Consider the following 11,362-nt stretch of genomic DNA (forward strand, 5'->3'; position numbering starts at 1 on the left):
TAGCCATTAACGATTCCACCTATATTCAGATGGAAATTCCAGATGATATGGTGGGTGAACTATCGACTTTAGAAACTTCAGAATTACCCCAAGCACAGACAGATGATTTGTTTGGCTCCTTTGATGAAAATCCACAACTGCTGTTTGAGGATGTAGCCATTAACGATTCCACCTATATTCAGATGGAAATTCCAGATGATATGGTGGGCGAACTATCCGCTCTAGAAACTTCCACTTTATTCCAGACAAACTCAGAAGTTTTATATCTTGAAAATAATAATTTAGACACTGCTTTTGAATTTGCAGAAAATAGAGGTCTAGAAAGTGCGGAACTAAGTTTTACGAATGATTTATTGTTTACCGAAACTCCTTTGTTAGAAGTAAAAGCGGCAATAATTGACTCGTCATCTGTAAAAGAATTAACACAAACGATTATTCCAGAAAGTGTAGAAACAGATGAAAATCTAGAAGCGAATTTATTCAATTTAGGAGAGATATCTAAAACCGCACCAGTGTTAGAGTCAGAAAATGCTGTTGCTTTGACTGAAGAATTGACGGAAACAGAAACAGTTGAAGAAGTTGCTCCAGAAGATGAATTTGCAAACTTGGAAGCATTATTAGGAGAGGAAGTAGCACCTGTTTCTAAAGCTAAGGAGATACCAGAAGTAGATTTTGCTGCTTTGGAAGAATTGCTGGGTACAGAGAAGAATGAGGCTGCTGCATCTAGCAATGTCTACGACGGGCTACGCCAACGCCAGCCCTTGATTCAACCAGTCTCAGCGAAAACCTCCGCTCCACCACGGGTAGATGAATTTAGCGATTTGGAGAAGTTGCTGGCAGAAGCAGATCAAACAATATCACACTCAGCGCTGGCAAAATCGAATACCACTAAAACTCCACGTCCCTCTACTCGTCGTACTGCGAGATTTGAAGAAACGATGAAGGTTCCAGTTAAGCAACTGGACGATATGAGTAATTTGGTTGGGGAATTGGTGGTAAATCGCAATACTTTAGAGCAGGATCACGAACGGCTGCGGCAATCACTAGATAACTTGCTGATTCAGGTACAACAACTCTCAGATGTGGGAGCGAGGATGCAAGAGTTGTACGAGCGATCGCTTTTGGAAGCTTCTCTGTTAGCGGGACGCAAAACTAAAGACTCTGGCTTTGATTCTCAGGACTCTAATTCTGACAGAGGCTTTAGCGAGCTAGAAATGGATCGCTTTACTCCCTTCCATACACTCTCTCAGCAGATGATTGAGCGCATTGTCCGAGTGCGTGAGTCAGCTAGTGACATTGATTTTGTCACCGAAGAAACCGAACGAGTAGCAAGGCAATTCCGCCAGGTAACCACCCAGCTACAAGAAGGACTTACAAGAGCGCGAATGGTACCTTTTGCCCAAACAATCGATCGCTGGCGGCGGGGTGTGCGCGACAATGCCATCAAGTGTGGCAAACAAGTGGAGTTGGTAATTGAAGGTGGCGATACCTTAATTGACAAGATGATTTTAGATCATCTCAGCGATCCGCTAACGCACATGCTCAATAATGCGATCGCTCACGGTATTGAAACCCCAGAACAAAGACAAGCTACTGGTAAGCCACCTGTGGGAATCATTACTATCCGTGCCTTCCACCAAGGCAACCAAACTGTGATTTCTGTAGGTGATGACGGTGCAGGTATCGATCCGGCACGGGTTAAGGCTAAGGCAATCAAAATTGGCATGATTACGGAAGCCCAGGCAAAAACCATGTCTCGCCTGGAAGTCTACGACTTACTATTCCAATCTGGTTTTAGCATCAAAGACCAGGCAGATGAAATTTCTGGTCGCGGTGTGGGTATGGATGTAGTACGTTCTGCCATTAGCGAAATTCGCGGCACAGTCAACACCGATTCTGCAATTGGCAAGGGAACCACTTTCACAATTCGTTTGCCACTGACTTTGAGTATTTGTAAAGCTCTGTGTTGTGTCTCCGATAGAGCGAGAGTTGCTTTCCCGATGGACGGTGTAGAAGATACCCTCGATATCCCAGTTAAAAATATTCAGCATAACGCCAATGGACAATCATTTATTTCTTGGCGCGATACCCTGTTGCCATTCCGACCTTTGAAGGAACTTTTAACCTTCAATCGCCAGATTAGTCGCGGTAATGTGTATGGCGGCACCAGAGATGATGATATGGTTTCTGTAGTTGTGGTGCGATCGGCAAATACCCTGATTGCCCTACAAATTGACTTGGTGTTGAGCGAACAAGAAATTGTAATTAAGCAATTTGAAGGCCCAGCACCTAAACCCATCGGCGTGGCTGGTGCTACAGTTCTCGGTGATGGTCGCATTATGCCCATCGCTGACGTGCTAGAAATCATCGACATCTTCCAAGGACGAATTTCTACACAAATTGGTGGTAGTTCTTGGCAACAGAAATCAACTCCCACAGACACTCCTGCTGCGAAGATCGATCCAACTGTGCTGATTGTTGATGACTCAATCACAGTCCGAGAATTGCTCTCTCTGACCTTCAACAAAGCAGGTTATCGTGTAGAACAAGCGCGTGACGGTCAGGAAGCTTGGGATAAACTCCGCTCTGGTCTGCCTTGCGACATCGTATTTTGCGACATTGAAATGCCCCGTTGCGACGGTCTGGAGTTACTATCTCGCATTCAGAAAGACTCTAACCTCAACCACCTACCCATCGCCATGCTTACCTCACGGGGTGCAGACAAGCACAGACAAATGGCAGTTCAACTCGGTGCAAGTGGCTACTTTACCAAGCCTTATCTTGAAGAAGCGCTACTAGAAGCTGCATCACGGATGCTCAAAGGAGAGAAGCTTGTTAGCTGAAGCAACCAAAAGGCTCGGATTTTACGCAGGCAAAACTCTACACCATCGGTCAGAATTTAAGATAAAGCGCATTTTGTCAATGAGTTAAAATACTCAAAATAAATTAATGAAAATGATAATCGTGTGCGAAAAAAGGAGGCGATCGTCGCTCGCCCCCTTACTCGGTATTTGATTATCATTATCGTTAGAGGTTTAACAGCTAAAATGTGAGACAAAAAAGTATTGTAACTAGGACTTACGCATTGACAGAAAAGCCAAAATGACAGGTATAGTTTTCAAGGGTTTTAGTGAGATTTTGAATGATATTTTAGCGATCGCCAGCAATCTAAAGTGACATCTAAACTCCTGAAACAACGTATTTACGTTAATTCACAAGATAGTTCTTTTGTACAGTGCGTAAGTTCTAGTAACGAGAGGATAACTTTGTCAAAAATGAGTTTCATTTGAATGAAAATTTTCTGTAACCGAGACTAAATATCTATTCCTTAATGTATTAATGTAGTATCTGTAAAAAAGTCATTTAAGTAAGAAAAGTAGGATGTTTCGGGATTTTCATTGATTATCGTACTGGATATTGATACATTCATAATGCAGTTAATAGTGCATTTTTATGTTTTTAAGTTAAGTAACAGCAAAATTAAATCAAAACCGTCCGACATCGAAAATCTGCAAGCTCCAGAAATCGAGGAACTTGATGACTCTCAAGTGTCGGCAGTAGTCGGAGGGGCGCTTGCGTTTTAGGCAAAGAATGTTTCTCTCGCTCAGAGCCTGACACAGCTAAAAAAAACTGTTCAAAACTAGTTGTAGCAGCCATTTCACAAAAAATGGCGGAATTTTTCACGAATCCTTGCAATACCCGCAATCCGCTTGCAGGCATCGCGGGGGGTTAGAAATCACTCTGTGAAAAATCATTGATTACAAGTAATTGGAAATTATTTAATGAAAGCATTACTGGCTGAAGCTACATGGACACCTAAGAAACAAAACCTTAACAAAAACTTAGGTGTTGTAGGGAGCCTTGCTTGGAAAGATCCACAATTTAAAATTGTTGATAAAAGCTTCCCTGTTCTTAGGCATGATGAAGTTTTAGTAAGGGTTAAATATTGCGGTGTCTGTGGGTCAGATATTCACGTTTATGAGACAGATAAAGAAGGGTATATTCTATTTTCTGGCCCTACCAAGTTACCCGTTGTTTTAGGACATGAGCTTTCAGGTGAAATCGTCGAAGTTGGTAAAGAAGTTAAAGGATTTTCCCAGGGTGATATCATAACTACAGAAAGCATTTTATGGTGTGGGCACTGTACACCTTGCCGCACAGGAATGCCTAATCAGTGTGAAAATGTAGAACTGTTGGGATTAACAGTAGATGGTGGCTTTGCTGAATATATAACTCTCAAAGCAAAATATTGTTGGAAACTTAATCACTTACAGGAAAGATATTCCTTTGAAAAGGTTTGTAAAATAGGTACTTTAATAGAACCTATCGGTTGTGCTTATAACGGTATCTTTATATCGGGAAACGGTTTCTTACCTGGTGCATTTGCCATAGTCTATGGTGTAGGAGCAATTGGACTAGGTGCTGTGATGTTACTTAAAGCAGCAGGCGCAGCAATAGTAATAGCAGTTGATTCTATTGAAGAAAGACTCAATCTTGCTAAATCAATGGGAGCTGATTACGCTTACAATATAGCCTCCACAAATGATTTTTCGGAGATGGTTCAAGAAATTACAGGAGGTTGGGGAGCCGATATCCAAGTTGAAGCCGCAGGAGCAGCTAAATATACCATCCCAATGATGGAAAGAAATATTGCCAAAAGAGGAAAAATTATTTATTTAGGTAGGGCAGAGTCAGAAGCATTTATAGATTTGAATAGTCTTGTAAGTGGGGCACATACAATAGTAGGTTCTCGCGGACATTCTGGGTATGGCATATTTAATAACGTAATCACCATGATTCACAAAGGAAAACTTTGTGGAATTGAAAAACTTGTAACTTCATCTTTACCTTTTAAAGACATCTTAAATGCTTTCAAGTCTTCGCGTTCCAGAAAAGATGGAAAAATACTAATTAATATGCACTCTGTATAAGATAATCAGAAAATTGTTACTTTTCTAGCTGAGTTATTACCTGTGGTATTAATATCATTGGTGCATTTCACCCTCTAATATTGTTGGCTACTCCAGCATACTATTAGGAGTTTAAAACAAGCGATTAATTACCTTACCTTGAATTTTTGAAAGTAGCCTTTAGCAATGAACAAAACTTTATTTCATCTTACCTTTCCTGTGACAGACCTTGCTCTGGCAAAAACGTACTATGTTGATGGTTTGGGTTGTATTCCTGGTCGAGAAAACCGTCAACTTTTAATTCTTAATCTCCACGGGCATCAATTTGTTGCTTTCTTGACAAAAGAAACTCTTGTACCTCAACCTATATACCCCAGGCATTGCGGAATTGTCTTTAGCTTAAAAAGTGATTGGGAAGAAGTACTTTCAAGGGCAGAGCAACAAAACCTCACTTTTAGACAAAAACCCGAACTCCGTTTTGCTGATTCTTTTATAGAGCATGACACGTTTTTTTTAGAAGATCCTTTCTATAACTTGATAGAGTTTAAACATTATCGTCATCCAGAAGCAATCTTTGGGTATTATGATTATACGCAAATAGAAGAACGGGTTTGACAGGGGTTAAAATAATTAGTAATTTGTAATCAAGTTCCTACGTCGCAAACGTAATTCGTGATGAAAGTAGTAGGAAATTTATTTACAACTAATTCAAAATCACCAATTTTACAATTTGGTGTGGTGTTGCGCTGAAAATAACGAATGACGAATTAGCTAAATATCCAATCGCATCAGCTAACTAATTCCAAATGTTAGGAAATAATGACTTGCAAAACCGATGGATTCATCGCTATTTCAGATTAGCGATCGCCAATATGCTCTCCAATTTAATGGTGCCGTTGTCTGGAATGGTTAGTGTTTCCTTTTTAGGACACTTGCAAGACATTCGTCATTTAGCTGGCGTTGCACTGGGGACAGTTCTGTTTAATTACTTCTATCGAACATTCAATTTTTTGCGTCTCTCTGTGACTGGCACAACTGCCCAGGCGACTGGAAGGAGCGATCGCGAGGAAGTACTACTGCTAGGCTTACGGAATGTTTTAATTGCCCTCAGCTTGGGATTTGCTGTTTTGCTCCTACAATACCCACTGCGAGAGTTGGGGTTTATTGTCTTGAACAATGCTCCAGAGGTGAAAGCGGCTGGAGTGGACTACTTCAACATGCGGATTTGGGGTGTACCTGCGGTTCTGGTGAATATGGTGCTGTTCGGCTGGTTGATGGGGCGCGAACAGAGTGGGAAAGTGTTGGCCTTGTCGGCTTTTGGTAACATCCTTAACATCGTCTTAAGTTACCAGATGATTCTGCGAGCGGGTTGGGACAGCATGGGAGCAGGCTTGGCACAAGCTTTGAGCCAATTTCTCATGATGGTGCTTGGACTAATTTGGGCCAAGAGTGAAATCCAGTGGCAAGAGATCCGTGCCGTCGCGCCTCAGCTTTGGAATCAATCTGCTTGGAATGAGACTTTTGCCTTGAGTCGGGAGCTTTTTGTGCGGACACTGGCAGTTGGGTTTACCTTTTGGGCTTTTACGAATCTGTTTGCTGGGATGGGAAGAATCGCCTTTGCGGAAAATGTCTTGCTGCTTGAGTTCATGACGCTAGGAATTCAAATACTCAATGGCTTGTCTTATGCAACAGAAACCTTGACAGGCAACTTTCATGGCACAAACGAGCAGAAGCAGATGGTACCACTGCTTGGCGTTTCTGTAGGCGTAACTCTGATGTTTGCAGTTACCATGTCCCTTACCTGCATCCTGTTTCCTCAGACGGTATTTGGGCTACTCACAAATCATACGGAAATAACCACCCAGATTGATCGCTATATTCCCTGGCTAATGAGTGTACTGGCGCTGTATGCCTTCGTCGTCTCAATTGAGGCTTATTTCTTTGGTTTGGCAGAAGCATTAATACTCCGGAATGCGGCTTTTATTGCAACTGGGTTAGGGTTTATTCCCACAGCAGCCCTGGCTTGGAAGTTACAGAGTGTCCATCTGTTGTGGTTGGCGATGTCTTTGTTCATGGTGACTAGGGTTGTAGTGCAGGGAATTCAGATCCCTAGAACCTTGAAACTAGCGAGAGAAGATATTGTTCCTGCTCAAAAGACTCAAGCTTCATGAAATTTCACGAAAGCAGCTAAGGCAAATTAATTGTGCTACCCGAACGACTGCCGCTGTCAGTGTTGGGACAACTCATGTCACCCTTTAGCAACGGTCTTAGGTTTTGCTTTTAAGATATTTTATAGTACAATTGTTCTATAAAGTGAAATAGCACGTATTCGCCCCGCCTTATGACGGGGTTTTTTCTTTGAGAACGATTATCCAAAAATTGGTTGTAGATTTAAAATAAAACCAGAGAGAACACCTTCACCAGATAAACTTGTGGGAGATTGTAAAACTTCAGGTACTTGATTAGGGCGATAAATTTCTACTTGTTTATCTTTGGGATTAATTAACCAACCCAGTTGTAAGCCATTTGCTAAGTATTCCTGCATCTTAGCTTGAGTATCTTCCAGATTGTCAGTTTCAGAAACCAGTTCCACAGCAAAATCTGGACACAAGGGGAGAAATTTTTTTCTTTGTTGTGGTGTGAGAGTATTCCATCTTTCTATCCTTATCCAAGAAGCATCGAGGGAACGAGTTGCACCATTGGGAAGTTTAAAACCAGTGGAAGAATCAAAAGCTTTACCTAAATTATTTTTGCTGTTCCAAAACCAGAGTTGTCCTAATAAATCAAAATTATGATTACCCGTTTCTCCTCCTGTAGGTGGCATGATTACTAGTTCTCCATGAGCCGTTAATTCTAAGCGTAAATCTTTATTGACAGCAATAATTTGTTCAAATTCTTCATCCGTAAATTGGAGATTAGCCGGTAACTGTAAAGTTAAAAAAGTCATAATTAATTCGTCTCCACTGAATCGCAAAATTACTTAATTGGTCATTAGCAAAGAACGAGGAACTAATGACTAATGACAGTCTTCAGCAAATAATCTGCAACTTGGGTGCACATTAGCTTAGTATATACTCCAAATCTTGAGTCTATCTTTGTAATATGTTAAATAGTACTTTTAACCTGATATTATGCCGTCGTCTGAAAAATCCCTCACTTACCCATCCAGCCACAAAAGCAATCAAGTCGATAACTACCACGGTAATGTAGTTACAGATGCTTACCGTTGGTTAGAAGATCCTGATTCCCCAGAAACAAGGACTTGGATTGAGTCACAAAATCAGGTTACTTTTGGCTACTTGGGTGAAATTCCTACTAGGGAAAAAATTAAACAACGTCTGACTAAACTTTGGGATTATGAAAAATATAGTATCCCCTTTAAAGAAGGCGAACAATATTTTTATTTCAAAAATGATGGGCTGCAAAATCAAAGTGTCTTCTACACCCTAAAATCTCTTGATACTGAACCCAGAGTTTTACTGGACCCTAATAAATTATCAGAAGATGGTACTGTTGCACTTTCGGGATTATCAATTAGCGAGGATGGTAAACTTTTAGCATACGGTATTTCTACATCTGGTTCTGATTGGCAAGAGTGGAAAGTCCGCGATATTGAAACTGGAGAAGACTTACAAGACTATTTGAAATGGATTAAATTTTCTGGTGCATCTTGGACACACGATCGCCAAGGTTTTTTCTACAGTCGCTACGATGAACCGAATGAAAAAACTCGATTAGAAGATGTTAATTATTATCAAAAACTTTACTATCATCAACTAGGTAAACCCCAATCAGAAGACGTATTAATTTACCATCGTCCTGACCAAAAAGAATGGGGTTTTAGTGGTGGTGTAACTGAAGATGGGCGCTATCTCATAATTTCTGTTTGGCTGGGAACTGATTCTAAAAATTTAGTTTTCTACAAAGACTTGACTAATCCCAATGCTGAAGTTGTAGAACTAATTAACGAGTTTGAGGCAGATTACAGCTTTATCGATAATGATGGTAGCGTCTTTTATTTTCGCACAGATTTAAATGCCCCACGGGGAAGATTAATAGCCATTGATACCAACAAACCTGCACCAGAAAATTGGCAAGAAATTATTCCCCAGTCAGCAGAAACTTTGGAAAGTGTTGGTATTCTCAATAACCAATTGGTTGCTGATTATTTGAAAGATGCTCACAGCCAAATTAAAATTTTTGACCTCAAGGGTGAATTTATACGCGAGGTAGAATTACCGGGACTTGGTTCCGCAGGTGGCTTTGGTGGTAAGCGTTACGATACTGAAACTTTTTATAATTTTACTAGCTTTACCATACCAGGGACTATTTATCGCTACGATATGGTAACTGGAAAAAGCGAGGTTTTCCGCGCACCCAAGGTAGATTTTAATCCTGATGATTATGAGACAAAACAAGTCTTTTATCACAGCAAAGATGGTACTAGAGTGCCAATGTTTATCACTCACAAAAAAGGCATTAAATTGGATGGCAATAACCCTACTTATCTCTATGCTTATGGTGGTTTTAATGCCTCAATGACACCTGGTTTTTCTGTGAGCCTGTTGGTGTGGATGGAAATGGGTGGTGTCTATGCAATGCCGAATCTACGTGGTGGTGGCGAGTATGGCGAAGAATGGCATCAAGCAGGAATGAAGGAGAAAAAACAGAATGTCTTCGATGATTTTATTGCCGCAGCTGAGTGGTTAATTGCTAACAAGTATACTAAAACTGATAAGCTGGCGATCGCAGGTGGAAGTAACGGCGGTTTATTAGTGGGTGCTTGTATGACGCAGCGTCCCGATTTGTTTGGTGCAGCGTTACCAGCAGTCGGCGTCATGGATATGTTGCGATTCGATAAATTTACCATCGGCTGGGCTTGGACTGCCGAATATGGTTCCCCAGATAATCCAGAAGAATTTCCTGCGCTGTATGCTTATTCACCATTGCACAATCTCAAACCAGACACAGCTTACCCCGCAACCTTGATTACCACAGCCGACCACGACGACCGCGTTGTTCCCGCTCATAGTTTCAAATTTGCCGCCGCTTTGCAAGCAAATCACACAGGTGATGCGCCAGTGTTAATTAGAATTGAGACTAAAGCTGGACATGGAGCAGGTAAACCTACGGCTAAAATTATCGAGGAAGCCGCCGATAAATGGGCTTTTTTAGTGCGTACTTTAAATCTTGAAGTTTAGAAGCATATAATCCCAAAGGCGCAAAGTTTTTTATTGATAACTTTGCGCCTTCGCGTAAGATTTTATTTGCAATCAGAATTAATAGTTCGGTTAAAATTAAATTAATCACTCTAGATAAATATTAACTATGAGATGGGAAGAAGTTTGCGAAAACAAACAATTACAAGATTTACCCTTCAAGATTGAATTAAATAAATGGGGTCAAATCGTAATGAGTCCAGTAAAAATTAAACATTCTTTTTATCAAGGAAGAATCCAACGTTTATTAGAATCTTTATTGCATACAGGAGAAGTAATGCCAGAATGTGCTATTAATACATCAGACAGCGTGAAAGTTGCTGATGTTGTCTGGTGTTCAGATGAACGTTTTACTCAAATTGAAAATGAAATATCAGCGTCTATTGCACCAGAAATTTGTGTAGAAGTTAAATCCAGTGGTAACACTTGGGAAGAAATGCAATTTAAGAGAAATTTGTATTTAGAAGCTCAAGCTGTGGAAGTATGGTTATGTAACGAACAAGGTGAAATGAAGTTTTATAATGAGCAAGGAGAATTAGAACAATCATTGTTAGTTCCTAAGTTTCCTAAACAAATTAAACGTTAATTAAGTTTATACAGCAGAATTCAAAATATTCATCGTTGCCATTTGTCGCGCAAAATTGCGAACCATAGTTCGTCTACCCAGTTGCCTTTAAACCACAAACTTTTGATAAAGTGTCCTGCGCTTCATACCAACTCGCTCTAAAAGTTTAGCGGATGCTATGTTTGCCCGATCGCAGTTTGCACCTACAGGATGTAAATTATGTTCTGTAAATAGATATTGGAGTAACCTGGTCACAGCTTCAGTTGCATAGCCGTTATCTTGGTGCGATCGCGTCAGCTTAAAGCCAATTTCCGCCTGCTGTCATCAGCTAAAATGCAAAAGGCACAGTCCCCAATTATTTCGCCTGTATTCTTCAGTTCAATCGTCAGCTGATACCACTCCCCCCACACGCCTGGTGTTGACTGCTTCATAGATTGTATAAATTCCAACGCTTCTATTTTGGGGTAAGGCGTATCCCAACTCTGATACTTCGCCACTTCCGAATCGCCGCGATAGGACAAGAATGCTCCTATGTCGCTATCCTGAAAACGGCGTCAGACCAACTGTGGTGTCTCCAGTCGGATGGGAACTTGAGACATGATTTAGCATGAAATAATTACCAGTTTATAAACGCGATCGCTCATTCAATCAATAGGTAAAAAAATCCG

8 protein-coding genes and 1 pseudogene are annotated in these 11,362 nt (G+C 40.8%); 6 read left to right on the plus strand and 3 right to left on the minus strand.

Features of this window, described 5'->3' with window-relative positions:
• The 4 genes from ACM0OY_RS07035 to gntT all read left to right on the plus strand — a co-directional run.
• The coding region (locus ACM0OY_RS07035; protein ID WP_414568147.1) for a response regulator at positions 1 to 2,843 on the plus strand (2,843 nt) is incomplete at its 5' end.
• Between the two features lie 939 nt (positions 2,844 to 3,782).
• On the plus strand, positions 3,783 to 4,931 hold the full coding sequence (iolM, locus tag ACM0OY_RS07040) for a scyllo-inosose 3-dehydrogenase (protein WP_414568148.1): 1,149 nt from the start codon (positions 3,783 to 3,785) through the stop codon (positions 4,929 to 4,931).
• A 165-nt stretch (positions 4,932 to 5,096) separates the two neighbouring features.
• The gene (locus ACM0OY_RS07045; RefSeq protein ID WP_414568149.1) at positions 5,097 to 5,525 is read left to right on the plus strand and encodes a VOC family protein; all 429 of its coding nucleotides are present in this window, start codon (positions 5,097 to 5,099) and stop codon (positions 5,523 to 5,525) included.
• A 191-nt stretch (positions 5,526 to 5,716) separates the two neighbouring features.
• On the plus strand, positions 5,717 to 7,081 hold the full coding sequence (gene gntT, locus ACM0OY_RS07050) for a guanitoxin biosynthesis MATE family efflux transporter GntT (protein ID WP_414568150.1): 1,365 nt from the start codon (positions 5,717 to 5,719) through the stop codon (positions 7,079 to 7,081).
• 197 nt (positions 7,082 to 7,278) lie between these two features.
• On the opposite strand, the gene ACM0OY_RS07055 is transcribed toward gntT, so the two are convergent.
• On the minus strand, positions 7,279 to 7,857 hold the full coding sequence (locus tag ACM0OY_RS07055; protein WP_414568151.1) for a Uma2 family endonuclease: 579 nt from the start codon (positions 7,855 to 7,857) through the stop codon (positions 7,279 to 7,281).
• Positions 7,858 to 8,041: 184 nt separating this feature from the next.
• Between ACM0OY_RS07055 and ACM0OY_RS07060 the strand changes: the two genes are divergently transcribed.
• Both ACM0OY_RS07060 and ACM0OY_RS07065 read left to right on the plus strand, forming a co-directional pair.
• Complete coding sequence (locus tag ACM0OY_RS07060) at positions 8,042 to 10,111, plus strand: prolyl oligopeptidase family serine peptidase (RefSeq protein WP_414568152.1); 2,070 nt, start codon at positions 8,042 to 8,044, stop codon at positions 10,109 to 10,111.
• 127 nt (positions 10,112 to 10,238) lie between these two features.
• Complete coding sequence (locus tag ACM0OY_RS07065; RefSeq protein WP_414568153.1) at positions 10,239 to 10,715, plus strand: Uma2 family endonuclease; 477 nt, start codon at positions 10,239 to 10,241, stop codon at positions 10,713 to 10,715.
• A gap of 87 nt (positions 10,716 to 10,802) precedes the next feature.
• Here the strand turns inward: ACM0OY_RS07065 and ACM0OY_RS07070 are convergent, their stop codons facing one another.
• Together ACM0OY_RS07070 and ACM0OY_RS07075 are read right to left on the minus strand one after the other, a co-directional pair.
• The gene (locus ACM0OY_RS07070) at positions 10,803 to 10,949 is read right to left on the minus strand and encodes a GNAT family N-acetyltransferase (RefSeq protein ID WP_414568154.1); all 147 of its coding nucleotides are present in this window, start codon (positions 10,947 to 10,949) and stop codon (positions 10,803 to 10,805) included.
• Positions 10,950 to 10,987: 38 nt separating this feature from the next.
• Positions 10,988 to 11,236: pseudogene (locus ACM0OY_RS07075) on the minus strand (GNAT family N-acetyltransferase); the annotation flags it as partial.
• Between the last annotated feature and the right edge of the window lie 126 nt (positions 11,237 to 11,362).

This window comes from Nostoc sp. CCY 9925 (assembly GCF_963920935.1).
Taxonomy (GTDB): Bacteria; Cyanobacteriota; Cyanobacteriia; order Cyanobacteriales; family Nostocaceae; genus Nostoc.